The organism is Methylobacterium sp. ME121 (assembly GCF_000974725.1).
Lineage (GTDB): Bacteria > Pseudomonadota > Alphaproteobacteria > Rhizobiales > Beijerinckiaceae > Methylobacterium > Methylobacterium radiotolerans.
In genome coordinates this window covers 1-16,441 of record NZ_BBUX01000018.1, presented here as the reverse complement: position 1 = coordinate 16,441, position 16,441 = coordinate 1, and the positions used below count along the sequence as shown (strand labels likewise).

The window sequence follows — 16,441 nt, the reverse complement described above, 5'->3', positions numbered from 1 at the left end:
CGGGCAACCCCGCCACGCCCCTGTGCCGCGCGGGAAAGGGGCTCCGCGCGGCGGACGGTCCGGGCTCGGCGATCGCGCCCCCGCCCCGACCCGGAACGGCTCCGCCGGCCGGGGCTGCCGCGCACGGTCGCACCCCCTGTCCCGGCGCGGGACGCTCACGCACATTCCCGGCATGGGTGCGACGGGCGGGCATCTCTACACGGTCGAGGTCAGGCCGAGCCGGCATGATCCCGGCCGCTTCACCTGGGCGATCCGCGACCGCGGCAAGCTGGTCCGGGGGTCGTACCGCCCTCACACGTCCGAGCACGCGGCGCGCGCCGTCGCGGAGGCCGAGATCGAGCGCCTGATCGGCCAGGACGGTCGGGCCGGCGGCGCCTAGACCCGTTCCTCGCGCGGCCCGATTTCAGGTCCGCTCGAAGGGTGACGCGCGCCGCGCGGTCGACGCCCTCGCGGCCCCCGCGCGGCACCATGCGGAATTCGCATGGCCGCGCGGTCGGACCCGGGCACATATGCATGCCTCCGCGCCGCCCGATCCATTGCATGCCGCAATGCGGCAATCTATGTTTGCATTGCGGGATGGCGATGGCGTCGCGATCCCGCTGCCCTTCTTGGGCGTTTCCTCCCTAGACTTCGGGCCGCTCCTTCGGGAGTGGCCTTTTTTGTTCGCGCCGTCCGACCCGCGACGCGGTCGGTTCGGCGACGTGTCGCCCGAGCGGAACTCGGAGCTTGGCGGTACGTTTTTCCGCCATGGAACACTATCGCTCCACCCTCGGGACCACTGCCGTTGCCGTATTCGGGCTCGTGGCGGCCGCGCATATTCTGCATCCGGGCAATTACGAGGTGCAGACGCGCCCCGCACGTCCGGCCGTGACGGACGTGGCATCGGTCACGCGGAGCGCCTGGGTCGATCCGCCGGCCAAGCTGGCCGCGCCGGAGACCACCGGCGCGCTGGCGGCCGTCCCGGCGCCGCGGGTGGCGGCGGCCGTCCCGGCCACAGCCATGCCGGCCGCACCGCTCCCCGCCGAGATGGCGCGCCCGGCCGAGCCGCCGCGCAAGACCGCGGCGCACCGCGCGAAGGGAACGGAGCGCGGCGTCCATCGGGCAGCACGCCTCCGCCACGCCGCCGTCGTCCGCACCGCGGAGTCCGACCGGCCGGCGGCCGCCGCGCCGCAGACCGCGCCGGTGGCCGCCCCGTCGCAGAAGATCGATCCGATCGGCGACATCATCCGCGGCCTCGGCTTAGGCCGGGACGGCTGAGCCGGTCCCGGGGCCCGAATTCCTACTCGACGTGGAGGGTGAGCTTCATCTTCGGGTGAATGCCGCACTGGATGACGAAATCGCCCGGCTCGACCAGCGTCAGCCGCGTCTCGGCGCCGGGTTCCTGAGCGCCGGCATCGAACGAGAACCGCTCCGCCTCGATGAAGGCGTGGTGGGTCAGGCGCGCGTCGCCGTTGCGCAGGGCGATGGTGTCGCCGCGGCGCAGGTACAGGTCGGTCGGCATGTACCGGCCCGCCTTCTGCAGCACGATCCGGGTCGCGGCCGGGAGCGAGGCCCGGGCCGTCTCGAGGCCGATGCCCGCCCCGGCCAGGGCCAGGATCCCGGCGAACACGAAGGGGCGCAGGCACCTGCTGCGGAGGGACATGACCGATATCCAGACGTGACGCGCTGCGGGCCGGACTCCGCGGGGCACTGGCCGTGCGGCCGCGCTTGCCGCCGCGCGCATGGTGCGATGCGGCCCCTCAACCGGGCACTACGATGTCCGGTAAAACTTTAGCGATATAAACCTATGTAGAGCGTCGATACAGATAAATAAATCGGTTTATCTGTATTCGGTGTGAGTTTCCGCGCTGTCACGGCGGCATCCCCGCGACGCCAGGACGGTCCGGACATGCTCGCGGAAGACCTGGACACGGGCCGGCAGCTCGCGCCCGGCCAGGGTGACGGCGCGCAAGGTGCTGCTGCGGGTCGCCCACGGGCCGAGCACGCGCACGATCTGCCCGGCCTCCACGGCTCGGGCGGCCACGAGGCTCGGGAGGTGGCCGATCCCGGCGCCCGCGAGGGTGAGACGGAGCGCGGTCGCGAAGTCGCTGACCCGGATCGCCGGGCTCAGGGACAGCGGCTCCGTGCGGCCCCGGCCGTCGGAGAGGGTCAGCCCGGCCGTGCCGATCCGTTCCCGGGCGAGGATCAGGTCGTGGTCGCGCAGGTCGGCGAGGTCCGCCGGGGCCGGGCGGCGCTCCAGGTAGGCGGGGGCGGCGTAGAGGGCCAGCGCCAGGGTCGCGAGGACCATCGCGCGGTAGCCGGTCTCCTCCGCGCCGCCCAGCCGCAGGGCGAGATCGATCCGGTTGGCCGCGAGGTCGAGCCGCGCGTCGGTGTTGAGCATCTCCACGGTGATCTGCGGGTAGGCGGCCCGGAAGCTCGCGACGATCTCGGGCATCACCTCGATCCCGAAATCGATCGAGGTCGTGATCCGCAGGTGCCCCGCCGGCACCGTGCGGGCGTCGCGGGCGGTCTCGGCCGCCTCGTCCAGGAGCGTCAGGCTGTCCTGCGCCTTGGCGTAGAAGGCGAGGCCCTCGGCGGTCGGCGACACCGCCCGGGAGGTTCGCGCCATCAGCCGGACGCCCAGCGCCTGCTCCAGGCGGGAGATCCGCCGGCTGACGCTGCCCTTGGTTTCCTGCAGAGTCGCTGCGGCGGCCGTCACCGTGCCGAGATCCACGACGGCGCAGAAAGCCCGCACATCGTCGAGCCCGCCCCGGAAGGTTTCCGTTCTCGCAACCATGGGGTTCCGGATAGCAGGCTCAACCGGTGCCGTGAACGGGTCTACACGGCGGCTGCGGCGCAGCGACTCGCGCTCAGCCGTCTGCTCTGCAGGAGACACCCTTGAAGTCGATTCTCGCCTCCGGCCTTCTGGCCCTGCTGGTCGCCACCCCGGTGCTGGCCCAGACACCGCCGACCCGCGACCCCGCCCAGATCCAGGCCGGCACCTACGCGGTCGACCCCGGCCACACCCAGGTCGGCTGGCGGGTCTCCCACATGGGCTTCTCGAACTACGCGGGCGGCTTCTCGGACGTGTCCGGCACGCTGGAGCTGCAGCCGAAGAACCCGGCCGCCGCCAAGCTGTCGGTGAAGATCCCGGTCGCCTCGGTGACGACGACCAGCGCCAAGCTCACCGACGAGCTCAAGGGCGACCAGTGGCTCGACGCCGCCAAGTTCCCCGACATGACCTTCGTGTCCACCAAGGTCGTGCCCGCCGGCAAGGACCACGCGAAGGTGACGGGCGACCTGACGCTGCACGGCGTGACCAAGCCGGTGACGCTCGACGTCACCCTGGTCGGCGCCGGCGTGAACCCGCTGAGCAAGAAATACACGGTCGGCTTCGAGGCCACCGGCACGCTCAAGCGCTCCGAGTTCGGGGTGAAGACCTACGTGCCGCTGATCGGCGACGAGCTGCACCTCACGATCGCGGGCGCCTTCGAGAAGCAGGACTGAGCTGGGAGGATCCGCCATGGCGAACGGGGTCTCCGCGCGGCGGTACTCCGCCGTGGCGATCCTGCTGCACTGGGCGAGCGCGCTGGGCGTGCTCGTCCTGATCGGTCTGGGCCTGACCATGACCCATGCGGGGTTGGCGCCGCTGCGCCAGTTCCAGCTCTACCAGTGGCACAAGTCGGTCGGGATCACCGTGCTGGCGCTGACCGCCCTGCGCGTCCTCTGGCGCCTGACCCACCGGCCGCCGCCGCACCCGGCCGGGATGCCGGCTCGGGAGCGCCGGGCCGCCGTGGCGGCCCATCACCTCCTGTACCTGCTCCTCGTCGGGCTGCCCCTGACCGGCTGGGCCGTGGTGTCGCTGTCGCCGTTCAACATCCCGACGGTGCTCTACGGGATCGTGCCCTGGCCGCACCTGCCGCTGGCGGGCCTCGCCCCCGACCCCGCCGCCGCCGAGGGCGTCCTGAAGCGGGTCCACGCCCTGGGGGCGTGGTTCCTGGCGGCTCTGCTCGCAATCCACGTGGCGGCGGTCCTGCGCCACCACCTCCTCCTGCGCGACGACGTGCTGCGCCGCATGCTGCCGGGGCGCAGCACGTCGATCACCCCGACCGTGGAGCCGACCCGATGAACGCGCGTCACCTCTGCCTGCTGGCAGCTCTCCAGGCCGCCCCCCTGCCGGCGGCGGCCGCCGAGTGGGCGGTCGATCCGGGCAAGAGCGCCATCCGGTTCTCCGGCGTGCAGGTCGGCGTGCCGTTCACCGGGCGGTTCGAGCGGTTCAAGGCCGACATCGATCTCGACCCCGCCAAGCCCGAGGCGGGGCACGCGCTCGTGCTGGTCGACCTCGCCAGCGCCCGGACCGGCGACGTCCAGCGCGACGAGGCCCTGCCGCAGAAGGACTGGTTCGACGTCAAGGCGGGGAGCGAGGCGCGCTTCGAGGCGACCCGCTTCGTCGACAAGGGGCAGGGCGACTACGCGGCGATCGGGACGCTGACGATCCGCGGCACGAGTCGGCCCGTGACGCTGCCGTTCCACCTGACCCTGGCGGGCGACACCGCGCGCGCCGCGGGGCGCGTCGGCCTCGTCCGCACCGAGTTCGGGGTCGGGCAGGGGGCCTGGGCCTCGGGCCAGTGGGTGGCGCTCGACGTCGGAGTCGAGGTCGACATCGTCGCGACGGCGCGGCCGGCAGTCGGACACTGACGCGGGCCGCGCGCGGCGACAGGCGGACGGTCCGAATCCCGCGGGCGCCCGGACTCGTCCCGGCGCGCCCTTTACCCCGGCCGGTCCTCCGAGCCGGTCCCCAGCGCCCGCTGGACCATGACGCTGTCCGACCAGTGGCCGTACTTGAAGCCCACCGCCCGCAGGTAGCCGACCCGCTCGAACCCGCAGGCCTCGTGGAGCCGCAGGGAGGCCGCGTTCTCGGCGTCGATGTAGCCGATCATCTGGCGGTAGCCGCCCGCCGCGCAGGCCTCGATCAGGGCCGGCAGCAGGCGCCGGCCGATCCCGGCATGGAGGTGGTCGGGATGCACGTAGATCGAGTGCTTGAGCGTGTAGCGGTAGGCGGGCCGCTTCCGGAACGGCACCGCGTAGGCGTAGCCCGCCACGGCGCCGTCGCGATCCGCCACGAGGTGCGGCAGGCGCTTCTTGCGCATGGTCTTGCGCCGGCGCTTCAGGTCGTCGGGGAGCAGCCGGTCCTCCTCGGCGACGCCGACGTCGCTGACGCCCCGGCTGATGTGGTGCTCGTAGATCGCCACCATCGCCTCGACATCGGCGTCCGAGGACGGGCGGATGACGATGTCGGGGCAGGACCGGTCCGGGACCGGGCCGGGCGTCTCGACCTCGATCTCCATCAGACCCCCTCCCGCGCCACGTAGGTGTGGAAGCGGATCCGCCCGTCCGGGTCGACCTCGCGGTAGACGCCCTGGATCTCGGCCTCGAAGCCCGGGAACAGGTTGGCGGAGGCCTCGAACATCTTGAAATAATCGAGCATGGGCTTGGCCCTTTCGTCCAGGCGCTCGCCCGGCAGAACCGTGCCGATGCCCGGCGGGTAGACCAGCATCAGCGTGGTGGCGATCCGCCCCTCGGCCTCGGCGATCGGCACGTAGTCGACCGTGTTGCGGGTCAGCAGCTGGGCGGCCTTCTTGGGCGGCATCACCATCTCGGGCAGGTGCTCGGGGGCGAATTGGCGCCGCTGCAGCGCGGAGGTGCCGGCCTCCCGGTGGAAGGCGTGGAACTCGCCGCAGAGGTCGCGCAGGCGCACGCCGCGGTAGCGGTTCGGCCGGCGGTTGACGAATTCCGGCATGGCCTCCTCCAGCGCGACGTTGTCGTCGTGGAGCCGCTTGAAGGCGACGAGGCCCGAGATCAGCGTGCCGGCCTTGGAGGATTCGACCCCCGGGGTCAGCAGGAAGAGCAGCGAGTTCAGGTCGTTCTTCTCGGCGACGATCCGGTTCTCACGCAGGTATTGCGCCACGATCGGCGCCGGCACGCCGTGCTGGGCGTAGGCCCCCGTGTGCCGGTCGAAGCCGGGGGTCAGCACGGTGAGCTTGTTCGGGTCGGTGATGGCGTAGCCCGGCGCCACGTGGCTGAAGCCGTGCCAGCGCGCGCCCGGCTTCAGCTCCCAGTGGCGCGGCGTCGCGGCGAGCTCGTCGGTCGGCACGCTCTCCCACGGCACCTCGGCGCCGTCGGCGTTCACCGTCACGTCCGGCACGAACGGGTCGAAGAACCAGCGCCGGGCGGGATCGCGCTCGTTCTCCTCGAATTCCCGCCGGATCGCCCGGACCTTCTTGCGCCACTCGATCCCGAGGCGGATCGTGTCGTCCCACAGGATCATGCCGGAGCGCCCCTTCATCATCTGGGCGCCGACGTCGAGGGAGGCGAACAGGGGATAGAAGGGTGACGTGGAGGCGTGGACCAGGAAGCTCTCGTTGAGCCGCTTGTGCTCCACCCGCCGGGTCTGGCCGCGGATATGGCCGTCGCGGGTGTGGATCTGCGAGGCCTGGCTGAAGCTCGCGAGCTGCTTGTGGGTCGACTGCGTGGCGACGATGCCGGGCGAGGTCTCGTCGAGGCCCGTCAGCCCCATGGCGAAGCGCCGCGCGTAGAGCGGGTGGAACTTCATGAAGCCCGCCCAGGCCTCGTCGAACAGGATGTAGTCGCAGAGGTGGCCGATCTTCTCCAGGATCTCCTGGGCGTCGTAGATCGTGCCGTCGTAGGTGCACTGCTCGATCACCGCGACGCGGAACGGCCGTTCCCGGCGCCACGCCTCCGGATCGGTCACCAGCGGGTTCCGGCGGATCTTCTCCCGGATCCGGCTTTCGTCGAGAGCTTCGTGGAAGATCGGCCCGATCAGGCCGTACGCGTTCCGATCCGTTTCCAGGAAGATCGGGATGCCGCCGCCCAGGAACAGGGCGCCGTGGTGGGCCGCCTTGTGGTTGTTGCGGTCGAACAGGACGAGGTCGTCCTCCGCCACCAGGGAGGACAGGACGATCTTGTTGGACGCCGAGGTGCCGTTGAGGACGAAGTAGGTCTTCTCCGCCCCGAAGATCTTGGCGGCCTCCTTCTGGGCCTTCAGCGCCGGGCCCTCGTGGGTCAGCAGGTCGCCGAGGTCGAGGACCGAGTTGTCGAGGTCGTCGCGGAAGATCGCCTCGCCGAGGTGCTCCACGAAGATCCGGCCGATGGGGGACCGGTTGTAGAAGATGCCGCCGTTGTGGCCCGGGCAGGTCCAGAGCTGGTTGCCCTTCTCGGCGTAGTCGACGAGCGCGCCGAAGAACGGCGTCTTGAGGGTCTCGGCGTACTGCGTGACCCGGCTGACGAGGCCGCGGGCGATGAATTCCGGCGTCTCCTCGGCGAGGAAGATGTAGCCGTCGATGAAGTCGAGGAGCTCGACCGGGATGTCCTCCAGCCGCTTGCGGCGGACCATGATGACGATCGGCATCTCCAGGCCGCGCCGGCGCATCATGTCGATGAGGGCGGCCGCCTTGCCGTCGAGGCCGCGCTTGCCCCAGTCGACCACGAGGCAGCCGACCGCCGCGTCGGTCTGGACCGCGATGGCCGCGTCCTCGACGCGCCGGGCGCGCACCACCTCGAAGCCGCGCTGCTCCACGGCCGCGACGATCTGGTTGACGCGCGCGCCCTCGAGATCGTCCGGGTCGAAGGCCGGGGCGCACATCAGGACCGTGAAGCGGCGGTGGAAGTCCATGGAGCCCTCTCTGGCCTCGGATGCAGCGGGTGGCTTTCCGGCCCGTCTGCGACGATTGCATGACACGGTGCGCGGCGGGCGGTCGCGGTCCGGACGAAAGGGCGTGATCCGCCGGGGGCGGGGATGTCGGGAGCGCGGCCTTCTCGCCCGCTCCCTCATCCTCAGGTGCTGGAGCGAGGCGGAAGCCTCGAAGGAGGCCTCCAGAGGCCAGCGCGATCCCTGGAGCCTCCCCTCCGAGGCCCGCCGAGGCGGGCACCTCAGGATGAGGCTGTTGGTCGGAGGCCCGTCGCGCGGCCCGCGGCGGTCCCCGGTCTCAGGGTGTCACGGCGCGCGGCGCCGCTCCCAGACATCCGGGTTGACCAGCCCGCCCGGCCGCCGGCCGGCGAGGACGTCGACCACGCGGGTCGCGGCGGTCTCGGCGGTGCGGATCAGGGCCGCGCCGGTGGAGCCGCCGACATGGGGCGTCAGGATCGCCCGAGGCTGGCGGGCCAGCGGGTGGTCGACCGGCAGCGGCTCCTGGGCGAAGACGTCGAGCCCGGCGCCCGCGATCGTGCCGGCCTCCAGCGCCTCCACCAGGGCCGCCTCGTCGATCAGGCCGCCGCGGCTGGTGTTGATCAGGAAGGCCTCCCGCTTCATCCGGGCGAGCTGGTCCCGACCGATCAGGCCGCGGGTGCCCGTTGTCAGCGGCACGTGCAGGGAGACGATGTCGGCCTCCGCCAGGAGCGCGTCGACCGAGGCGGCCCGCAGGGCGCCGGCATTGGCGAAGTCGGCGTCCGGGCGGCTCGGGCCGTAGGCCAGCACCCGCAGCCCCAGGGCGGCGGCGAGCCGGGCGGTCGCCTGCCCGATCGCCCCGAAGCCGACGAGACCCAGCGTCAGCCCGGCGAGCTCGATCAGCCGGGCGGTGAACTTGAAGCTGTCGTCGCCGGTCCGGACCGAGCGGTCGGCCTCCGGCAGGGCCTTGGCCAGGGCGAAGATCAGCGCCAGCGTCTGCTCGGCCACCGAGACGGCGTTCGCGCCGGGCGTGTTGACCACCACGATCCCGGCCGCGGTCGCCTCGGCGGTGGCGACGTGGTCGGTGCCGGTGCCGTGCACGCCGATCACCCGCAGGGCCGGCGCCGCCGCGATGGCGCGTGCCGGGAAGCCGGTGTTGCGGGTGATGACGGCGACGCAGTCGGCGACCTCGCGGGCCAGCGTCTCGGAATCGGTCCCGCTCGCCGAGCGCGGCTCCAGCCCGGCCGCGCGCAACCGGTCGAGGCCCGCCGCGTGGATCGGCTGGACGATGAGGCACGGACCGGTGATCACGGGAAAACCTCTGCACAAGAGGAGGGGTGACGGGCAAGTTTCGCGCCGGGCCCGTCTAGGCGGGGTGGGCAACCCTGGCAACCGGGCGCCCCGGTCCCCGCCGCGGCGACCCGCTCGGACGCGCGATCCACACCCGATCGCGGCCGGGTCGCGCCCCGCCCGGCCCGACGATCCCGGCCGCGCGCCTCGGCCGAGATCCGGCCTCGCCTTCCGCGAAATCGCCGGCTCGACCGTGCGACGATGGCCGAGGCACTGATAAAGATGTCGTTCGGCGTATGAGATCAGTATAGAACGTGTTCAATATCGGTCCTCCAGATTCGCCCCGCGCGCGGCGGCTGTAATTGTAATTACTCCAAATGTATTTTTGACATCTGTAGAGATATTTGCTGCCTTGCTCCGTGATTCGGAGCCTCCGTCGCGACAATGCGGTCCCACGACTTCTCAATACCTGTTTCCGCGCGGACCCGGCGCCGACGGCGCGCGGCCCGGCCGGTTCTCCCGATGGCCGTCCTGCTGGGCTTCGTCGGTTCCGGGCCGCACGCCGCCCGCGCGGAGGAGGCGGGGGCCGGCCGGGATGTCCAGCTCGGCGAACTCTCGGTCGAGGGTGCGGCCGCGCCGCGCGGCCCGATGCCGGCCTATGCCGGCGGTCAGGTGGCGCGGGGCGGGCGCCTCGGTCTGCTGGGCGATACCGAGACGCAGAAGGCACCCTTCAGCATCGCCAGCTACACCGACACGCTCATCCGGGACCGGCAGGCGCGGACTTTGTCCGAGACCCTGGTCCTCGACCCGTCGGTGCGCGCCACCCAGACCACGGGGGCGCCGTTCGACTCCTTCTCCATCCGGGGCTTCCCGGCCAACGAGAACACCAGCGGCGAGGTCGCCTTCGACGGGCTCTACGGCATCGCCCCGAGCTTCCGCATCTTCACCGACTACGTGGAGCGCATCGAGGTCCTGAAGGGGCCGTCCGCCGCCCTGACGGGGGTGTCGCCGAACGGCGCGGTCGGCGGCGTGGTCAACATCGTCCCCAAGCGCGCCGGGGCGGACCTGACGCGCGTCACCCTGGATTACGGCTCGTCCGCCTGGGGCGGCAGCCAGGTCGACGTCGCCCGCCGCTGGGGTCCGGGCCGGGAATGGGGCGCCCGCGTCGTCGGCAGCCTGCACGGCGGCGCCACGCCCTTCGACCGCCAGACCGAGACGACCGGCGTCGGGGCCCTGGCCCTCGACTACCAGGGCGACCGGTTCCGCGCGTGGCTCTACCTGCTGGCGCAGACCGACCGCTTCGACGCGCCGCTGCGCCCGTTCCTCCTGCGGGCCGGCGTGCCCGTGCCGCGGGCGCCCGACGGCCGCCTGAACCTGACCCAGCCCTGGGAGTACTCGGACGTCGACGATCGCGGTGGCCTGCTGCGCACCGAGTACGACCTGACCGACCAGGTCACGCTGTTCGCGGATGTCGGCGGCGGGCAGACCGGGGTCGAGCGCTACTTCCAGTCGGCGCCGACGATCCTCAACGGCCGCGGCGACACGACCAGCACGCCGCAATTCTACGCGCTGGGCGTCGACAGGCTGACCTACGACGGCGGCGTCCGGGCCCGGTTCGAGACCGGCTTCATCCGTCACGCCCTGACGGTGCAGGGCTCCGTGTACGACGAGGCCACGGCACGGCGGTTCTCGCCCGGCCGGGGCGCCTACCTGTCGAACCTCTACGCGCCGGCCCTCGTCCCGTACATCGCGCCGATCTACGGCGTCGGCCGGCCCCGCCTGTCCGACAGCACCCTGTCGGGGATCGCGGTGGCCGACACGCTGTCGGCCCTCGACGAGCGCGTCCTGCTGACCCTGGGCGTGCGCCGCCAGCGCGTTGAGGCGCACAATTACGTGTCGAATGTCGGCACGCTCGCCTCGTCCTACGACAGGAGCGCCACGACCCCGATGGTCGGCCTCGTGGTGCGGCCCTGGGACTCGGTCTCGCTCTACGGCAACTACATCGAGGGCCTGAGCCGCGGCGACGTGGCCCCGGCGGTGGCGACCAATTCCGGCACGATCCTGGCGCCCTACGTGGCCCGGCAGGTCGAGGCGGGCGTGAAGCTCGATCTCGGCCGGTTCGGCGCCACGCTCGGCGCGTTCCGGATCACGAAGCCCGCGGGCGAACTCGGGCCGCAGGGGCGCTTCGCGGCGACGGCCGAGCAGCGCGTCGGCGGGCTCGAGCTGAGCCTGTTCGGCGAGATCACCCCGCAGGTGCGGGTGGTCGGGGGCGTCACCCTGCTGGACGGACGCCTCGTCCGGACAGCGCTCGCCGCCAATCGCGGGCACCGGCCGATCGGCGTGCCGGAGGTCCAGGCGAGCCTGGGTGCCGAGTGGGACCTGCCCGGGTTACCCGGCCTGACGCTCAACGGCGCGGTCATCTATACGGGGCGGCAGTTCGTCGACCTCGCGAATACCCAGGCGCTGCCCGACTGGGCCCGCCTCGACCTCGGCCTGCGCTACACGACCCTGGTCGCAGAGCGCCGGACGACCTTCCGGGCCAGCGTCCTCAACGTGACCGACGCGCGCTACTGGACCGGCGTCGCCTCGTTCGGCACCTTCTTCCAGGGCGCGCCGCGCACCTACCTGCTGTCGATGGCGGTGGACCTCTGAGCAGGGCCGGCCGCGCCGGACCTGCCGGACCGCGCGATGTTTCACGGGAAACATTTTCTTAACCCTGAGGGCCGCCCGCGCGGGACCGGACCGCTGTTGCAGCGGTGCCGTCGCGGCGCCGCGGCCGCCGGGTTACCACCGGTCCGGCATGACGACATCGAGCTGGCGCACCCTCCGAAACGTGCAGGCGCGGAAACGGCTGGAGAAGGCCCTGCCGGCGGTCTTCCCGGTGCCGGTCCTGCAGCACGCCCTCGCGCGGCCCCTGATCCCGCCGACGCCGCGGCTCGCCGTCGAGAGCTACTGGCGCAACCACATCCTCCGGGCCGACCGGCTCGCCCGGGCGCTGGCGGCCCGCTCCGGGACACCGGCGGGCTGGAGCTGGCAGCTCGGCGGCGCGGGCCGGGCCGGGAGCTTCCGCCTGCCGCCGGCCCCTTTCCGCGACCCGGCCTTCGCCCGCGGCCGGGGCGCCTGCTGCATCTGCGGCCAGCCAGTCTACCGGTTCGGCTGGCACCGGGATCTCTGGGCGCGCGGCGCGCCCAACACCAATGCCGGCTGGCACGCGGCCTGTGTGGCGGCCTGGAAGTTCTGGATCGCGCCGCACGCCCAGGTCCGGGCGCTGAAGCTGCGCCAGCGCCACCGCTGCACCACCACCGGCAAGCGCCTGCTGAAGACGGCCGAGGTCGACCATCTGCTGCCGCTCTACCGGGTCTGGCGCGAGCACCGCGACGCGCCCTGGCCGGAGCTCCTCGGCTACTGGGGCGCGCCGAACCTGCAGGTGGTCAACCGCGCCGCCCATGTCGACAAGTGCCGCGACGAGGCGGCCGAGCGCTCCCGGACCGTGCAGCTCGCCCGTTTCCGGGTGGTCGAGGACGAGTCCGGGTTCAGCGTGGTCGAGGAGGAGTGACCGGCCGGGTCAGCCGTCCAGGGCCTGGAAGGCCCGCGACAGGTCGGCCAGCAGGTCGGCCTCCGCCTCCAGGCCGACCGACAGGCGCAGCAGCCCGTCGGTGATGCCCGCGATGGCGCGCGCCTCCGGGTCCATCGCCGCGTGCGTCATGGTCGGCGGGTGGGCGATCAGGCTCTCGACGCCGCCGAGCGACTCGGCCAGCGTGAACACCCGCAGGGGCTCCACAAAGGTCTTCACCGCGTCGCGGCCGCCGGCCAGCTCGAAACTCAGCATCGCCCCGAAGCCCGCCTGCTGCGCCTTGGCCAGGGCGTGCCCCGGATGCGTGGGCAGGCCGGGATAGTGCACCCGCGCCACCGCCGGATGGGCGTCGAGGAAGGCCGCCAGGGCGGCGGCGTTGCGCTGCTGCTGCTCCACCCGCACGAACAGGGTGCGCAGGCCCCGGAGCGTCAGGTAGGCGTCGAGGGGCGAACCGGTGACGCCGATCGTGTTCGCCCAGGCGGCGAGGTCCTCGCCCATCGCCTTGTCGGCGGCGATCACGGCTCCGCCGATCACGTCGGAATGACCGTTCAGGAACTTGGTGGTGGAGTGGACGACCAGATCGGCCCCGAGGGCGATCGGCTGCTGCAGGGCGGGCGACAGGAAGGTGTTGTCCACCACCGCCAGCGCGCCGGCCGCCTTCGCGTCCGCGGCGACGCGCCGGACGTCGACCACGCGCATCAGCGGGTTGCTCGGCGTCTCGATCAGCACGACCTTCGGTCCCTGGGCCAGGGCCGCCGCCAGCGCATCCGGATCGGTCTGGTCGACGAAGGCGACGCGGTAATGGCCCCGCTCCGCGCGGAAGCTGAGCAGGCGGTGCGTGCCGCCGTAGCAATCGTGCGGCGCGACCAGGAGATCGCCGGGCCGCAGGCTCGACAGGGCGAGGTCGAGGGCCGCCATGCCGCTCGCCACCAGGACGGCGCGGGCGCCGCCCTCGAGCTTGGCGATCGTGTCGGCGAGGGCGTCCCGGGTCGGGTTGCCCAGGCGCGAGTAATCGTAGGGGCCGGGCTGCTCGAAGGTCGGGAACTTGAAGGTCGTCGACAGGTGGATCGGCGCGATCACCGCGCCGAAGGCCGCGTCCTGGGCCACGCCGTTGGCCGCCGCGACGGTACGCGCCGCTAATCCCTCTGACATCGCCTCGTCCTCCACGCAGAGATCGCCCGGCCCCGTCCGACCGGGGCGGGCGTGCGTTCTTTATGGAGAACGGATCAGACTTTCAAGAGAACGAACGCCCGGTCACGGCGGCGTGGCGGCGTCGGGCGGGCCCGACCGCCAGGGTGCCATGCTGGCGAAGACCCCGTCCCGGCGGATCAGCGCGTGCAGCAGCGCCGCCGCCAGATGCGCGAGGATCAGGGCGAACAGCCCGTAGGCCAGCGCGGTGTGGAGCCGGCGCAGGGCCGCGTACAGCATGGGGTCCGGCGGCAGGATCGGCGGCAGGACCACCGGGCCGGCGAGGATCACGGGATAGCGCGCCGCCGACAGCATCGCCCAGCCGATCAGCGGCATGGCCAGCATGAGGCCGTAGAGGAGGATGTGCGAGCCGTGGGCCGCGCGCCTCTGCCAGACCGGAAGATCCGCCGGCAGCGGCGGCGGCGCGTGGCGCCAGCGATTCGCCAGTCGGAGCCCGGCGAGCAGCAGGATCAGGATCCCGAGCGGCCGGTGCAGGGCCACGAGGGTGCTGTAATCGGCGAGCGAGGTCACCATGGCGGCGCCGGTGAGCAGCATCGCCAGGATCAGCGCCGCCATGGTCCAGTGGAGCAGGCGCGCGGGCCGGTTGAAGCGGGCGGTCTCCGTCACAGGGCGGCTCCGTGGATGGCGGCCCCGGTCACGGCGCTCGGCGTCTTGGTCTCGCCGGCGCGGCGGGTGACGGATTGCGCGTAGGCCGCCGACCGGGCGCTCAGCAGCGGGTCGTCGCTCGGCGCGATGCCGTCCGGCAGCACCAGCGGATCGAAGTTGATGTCCCGGCAGGTGGAGGCGGCCTCCGGCGTCGCCGCCGTGAGGGTCAGGGTGCCGACATCCACCGTCGCGCGGTCGGCGGGCCAGGGCAGCGTCGCGTCGGCGGTGGGGTCGCCGGCCTGGCCGAGCGTGACGATCAGGTGCCAGTGCCGCGGGTTCTGCGCGAGCTGCGCGGCGAACGCGTCGAACAGGGCGTTCCGGTCGCCCGGCGCGGCGTCGACCGCCGGCACCGGGTCGGGGACGAGGGCCCAGCGCACCGGCCGGGTGCCGCCGTCCGCGGCGACGAACCGGAAGGCGTTCAGGCTCCAGTAGGTGCTGTCGGCGAAGCCCGCGGTCACGGTCCGGGCCTTGATCAGCGCGGCGGCCTTCGCGCTCTCCGGATGGTCCGCGAAGAAGGCCTTCAGGCGCTCCGGATCCGGCTTGCCGGTGGCGGGATCGGGCCTGGCCGCGAGGAGCTGCGCGTAGAAGGCCTCGGGCGTGCGCACCGGAAAGACCGGGATGTTGTTCATGCCGGTGCGCCACTCCTCGCCGTCCGGCAGCCGGAAGCGCAGGGCGAGGCTGCGCACGGTGGCGGCGGCGTCGGCCGCGTAGGGCTGTCCGCCGGCCAGCGCCACCCGCCCCTCGACCGGCGTCACGCGTCCCGCAGCGAACACGCCCGCCTTCGACAGGCGCGCGCCCGCGCCGCTGCCCGTGAAGCGGCCCGCGACGCACATCCCCTTGGCGTGATTGCGCCGGAAGCCGGGATGCGGCCCGTTCACCTGCTCGAAACGGTCGATGATCCGGGCCGGCGTGAGCAGGCCGGGCGAGAGCCAGCCGCCGGCATACGCGAAGGTGCCGGCGGTCCCGGCCAGCACCGCGCCGATGGCGGACAGGCGCAGGAGCAGCGCGCGCCCGGTCATGCCGGGGCGCGCGCCCGTGAAGTCGTGCAGCAGCGTCATCGAGTCCCTCGGAGTCGGTCACGATGACGCCTCTTCGCCCGCCCGCCGCGGCGGTTTCAGGCGGCGCGGGTCCCGTGACGCGCCGGGGGCCGGTCGCCCGCCTCGGCCGGTGCGGCGGCGCACACAGCGTCGGCCTCCTGCGCCAGGGCGCGGGCGAGCAGGCCGGCCCGCCCGGCCCACAGGTCCCTCTCGTCGCGCAGCGCCCCGAGGCGGTCCTCGGAGGCGGCCAGCGCGACGCGCAGGGTGTCGATCTCCACCCGCAGGTCGGTCGTGCGCTGCCGCTCGCTCGCCAGCGCCGCCTTGAGCACGCTGAGGGCGGCCTCGGTCGCGCCGCGCGTCCCGGTCGGCCGGCGCGGGGCCGGCTCGACCGGCGGCGTCCGGTCCTGGGCGGCAGGCGGCGGCGCGAGAGGCGGCGCGGCGACCGGCGGCGCGGGTTCCGGGCGCAGCCGCGCGATCTCGGCGCGCACCTGCGCGACGTCGAGCCCGGACGCCGCGCGCGGCTCGGGGACGGTCTCCGGAGGGACGGGTGCGGCGGCGACGGTCTCGGCGGCCGGGACGCCCTCCTCCTCGAGAACGAGGCCGTGCAGCATGGCGAAGACCCGGTCGCCGTCGAGCCGCGCGAGGTCGAACCCGCTCTCGGTCGCGAGGCCGCTGAAACGGGCCTGACCGCTGCGCGACGCGCCCACGAACGCCATCGACCAGTTCGCGAAGCCGCGGCTCTCGGCCGGGCCGCACTGCAGGACCGTGACGTCGTCGTGCCGCAGGTCGCGCTGGATCCGCTCGAAGGTCGCCTCGACGCCCTGCCGCGGGCCCTCCAGCACCTGCGCGAAGGCGCCCGCGTTGAACATCAGGGCGCCGGTCACGTCCAGCGCGGCGTTGTTCCGCCGGGACGCGTCCAGGATCTGCCGGACCGCGGCCATCGCCTCCGGCTCCGGGCCCTGGAGCAGGTTCTTGCTGGCGTAGACGAGGCGGTAGAGGTCGCTCATGGCTTTGCGTCCGGAA

Annotated in this window: 16 protein-coding genes; 7 read left to right on the top strand and 9 right to left on the bottom strand. The window is 72.9% G+C overall.

All coding sequences use genetic code 11. From position 1 onward, the window contains the following. Positions 1 to 172: 172 nt before the first annotated feature. Together ME121_RS13915 and ME121_RS13910 are read left to right on the top strand one after the other, a co-directional pair. The gene (locus ME121_RS13915) at positions 173 to 379 is read left to right on the top strand and encodes a hypothetical protein (protein WP_012321316.1); all 207 of its coding nucleotides are present in this window, start codon (positions 173 to 175) and stop codon (positions 377 to 379) included. Positions 380 to 747: 368 nt separating this feature from the next. Continuing rightward, the gene (locus ME121_RS13910) at positions 748 to 1,257 is read left to right on the top strand and encodes a hypothetical protein (protein ID WP_059409024.1); all 510 of its coding nucleotides are present in this window, start codon (positions 748 to 750) and stop codon (positions 1,255 to 1,257) included. Between the two features lie 22 nt (positions 1,258 to 1,279). On the opposite strand, the gene ME121_RS13905 is transcribed toward ME121_RS13910, so the two are convergent. Further along, entirely contained in the window at positions 1,280 to 1,642 is a 363-nt protein-coding gene (locus ME121_RS13905; protein ID WP_012321318.1) for a cupredoxin domain-containing protein, read from the bottom strand. A gap of 177 nt (positions 1,643 to 1,819) precedes the next feature. After that, positions 1,820 to 2,776 (bottom strand): LysR family transcriptional regulator, encoded by a 957-nt coding sequence (locus tag ME121_RS13900; protein WP_029358632.1) that lies wholly within the window; start codon positions 2,774 to 2,776, stop codon positions 1,820 to 1,822. Positions 2,777 to 2,877: 101 nt separating this feature from the next. On the opposite strand from ME121_RS13900, the gene ME121_RS13895 reads away from it, so the two are divergent. From ME121_RS13895 to ME121_RS13885, 3 genes are read left to right on the top strand one after another with little or no spacing between them, the layout of a single operon-like run. After that, positions 2,878 to 3,486, top strand: coding sequence for a YceI family protein (locus ME121_RS13895; RefSeq protein ID WP_029358631.1), 609 nt, complete (start codon positions 2,878 to 2,880; stop codon positions 3,484 to 3,486). 16 nt (positions 3,487 to 3,502) lie between these two features. Beyond that, positions 3,503 to 4,108 carry a cytochrome b gene (locus tag ME121_RS13890; RefSeq protein WP_059409023.1) on the top strand — a complete coding sequence of 202 codons (606 nt, stop codon included), beginning with the start codon at positions 3,503 to 3,505 and terminating at the stop codon, positions 4,106 to 4,108. After that, positions 4,105 to 4,677 carry a YceI family protein gene (locus ME121_RS13885; protein WP_059409022.1) on the top strand — a complete coding sequence of 191 codons (573 nt, stop codon included), beginning with the start codon at positions 4,105 to 4,107 and terminating at the stop codon, positions 4,675 to 4,677. Before ME121_RS13890 ends, ME121_RS13885 begins: the two co-directional genes overlap by 4 nt. A gap of 71 nt (positions 4,678 to 4,748) precedes the next feature. On the opposite strand, the gene ME121_RS13880 is transcribed toward ME121_RS13885, so the two are convergent. From ME121_RS13880 to ME121_RS13870, 3 genes are all read right to left on the bottom strand, one after another. After that, complete coding sequence (locus ME121_RS13880) at positions 4,749 to 5,327, bottom strand: GNAT family N-acetyltransferase (RefSeq protein ID WP_059409021.1); 579 nt, start codon at positions 5,325 to 5,327, stop codon at positions 4,749 to 4,751. Continuing rightward, positions 5,327 to 7,672: an Orn/Lys/Arg family decarboxylase gene (locus ME121_RS13875; protein ID WP_059409020.1), complete on the bottom strand. Its 2,346-nt coding sequence runs from the start codon at positions 7,670 to 7,672 to the stop codon at positions 5,327 to 5,329. The genes ME121_RS13880 and ME121_RS13875 overlap by 1 nt, the downstream gene beginning before the upstream one ends. Before the next feature lie 321 nt (positions 7,673 to 7,993). Continuing rightward, positions 7,994 to 8,974 carry a hydroxyacid dehydrogenase gene (locus ME121_RS13870; RefSeq protein WP_058607380.1) on the bottom strand — a complete coding sequence of 327 codons (981 nt, stop codon included), beginning with the start codon at positions 8,972 to 8,974 and terminating at the stop codon, positions 7,994 to 7,996. 501 nt (positions 8,975 to 9,475) lie between these two features. Between ME121_RS13870 and ME121_RS13865 the strand changes: the two genes are divergently transcribed. Continuing rightward, positions 9,476 to 11,605, top strand: a complete 2,130-nt coding sequence (locus tag ME121_RS13865; protein ID WP_012321326.1) for a TonB-dependent receptor — start codon at positions 9,476 to 9,478, stop codon at positions 11,603 to 11,605. Between the two features lie 148 nt (positions 11,606 to 11,753). Beyond that, positions 11,754 to 12,509, top strand: a complete 756-nt coding sequence (locus ME121_RS13860) for a hypothetical protein (protein WP_029358622.1) — start codon at positions 11,754 to 11,756, stop codon at positions 12,507 to 12,509. Positions 12,510 to 12,518: 9 nt separating this feature from the next. Here ME121_RS13860 and metB read toward each other — a convergent pair whose 3' ends face one another. The 4 genes from metB to ME121_RS13840 all read right to left on the bottom strand — a co-directional run. Then, the gene (gene metB / locus ME121_RS13855) at positions 12,519 to 13,679 is read right to left on the bottom strand and encodes a cystathionine gamma-synthase (protein WP_059409037.1); all 1,161 of its coding nucleotides are present in this window, start codon (positions 13,677 to 13,679) and stop codon (positions 12,519 to 12,521) included. Between the two features lie 102 nt (positions 13,680 to 13,781). Beyond that, positions 13,782 to 14,342 carry a cytochrome b gene (locus tag ME121_RS13850; protein ID WP_059409019.1) on the bottom strand — a complete coding sequence of 187 codons (561 nt, stop codon included), beginning with the start codon at positions 14,340 to 14,342 and terminating at the stop codon, positions 13,782 to 13,784. Next, positions 14,339 to 15,439, bottom strand: coding sequence for a catalase family peroxidase (locus ME121_RS13845; protein ID WP_059409018.1), 1,101 nt, complete (start codon positions 15,437 to 15,439; stop codon positions 14,339 to 14,341). Before ME121_RS13845 ends, ME121_RS13850 begins: the two co-directional genes overlap by 4 nt. Positions 15,440 to 15,495: 56 nt before the next feature. Further along, positions 15,496 to 16,441 (bottom strand): BLUF domain-containing protein (locus ME121_RS13840; RefSeq protein WP_491892838.1); only part of this gene is annotated, 946 nt, incomplete at its 5' end.

Coding starts and splice junctions, on each gene's coding strand:
- ME121_RS13875 (WP_059409020.1), bottom strand. CDS start 7,672: ATGGACTTCCACCGCCGCTTCACGGTCCTGATGTGCGCCCCGGCCTTC.
- ME121_RS13890 (WP_059409023.1), top strand. CDS start 3,503: ATGGCGAACGGGGTCTCCGCGCGGCGGTACTCCGCCGTGGCGATCCTG.
- ME121_RS13900 (WP_029358632.1), bottom strand. CDS start 2,776: ATGGTTGCGAGAACGGAAACCTTCCGGGGCGGGCTCGACGATGTGCGG.
- ME121_RS13885 (WP_059409022.1), top strand. CDS start 4,105: ATGAACGCGCGTCACCTCTGCCTGCTGGCAGCTCTCCAGGCCGCCCCC.
- ME121_RS13880 (WP_059409021.1), bottom strand. CDS start 5,327: ATGGAGATCGAGGTCGAGACGCCCGGCCCGGTCCCGGACCGGTCCTGC.
- ME121_RS13915 (WP_012321316.1), top strand. CDS start 173: ATGGGTGCGACGGGCGGGCATCTCTACACGGTCGAGGTCAGGCCGAGC.
- ME121_RS13910 (WP_059409024.1), top strand. CDS start 748: ATGGAACACTATCGCTCCACCCTCGGGACCACTGCCGTTGCCGTATTC.
- metB (WP_059409037.1), bottom strand. CDS start 13,679: ATGTCAGAGGGATTAGCGGCGCGTACCGTCGCGGCGGCCAACGGCGTG.
- ME121_RS13865 (WP_012321326.1), top strand. CDS start 9,476: ATGGCCGTCCTGCTGGGCTTCGTCGGTTCCGGGCCGCACGCCGCCCGC.
- ME121_RS13860 (WP_029358622.1), top strand. CDS start 11,754: ATGACGACATCGAGCTGGCGCACCCTCCGAAACGTGCAGGCGCGGAAA.
- ME121_RS13845 (WP_059409018.1), bottom strand. CDS start 15,439: ATGACGCTGCTGCACGACTTCACGGGCGCGCGCCCCGGCATGACCGGG.
- ME121_RS13905 (WP_012321318.1), bottom strand. CDS start 1,642: ATGTCCCTCCGCAGCAGGTGCCTGCGCCCCTTCGTGTTCGCCGGGATC.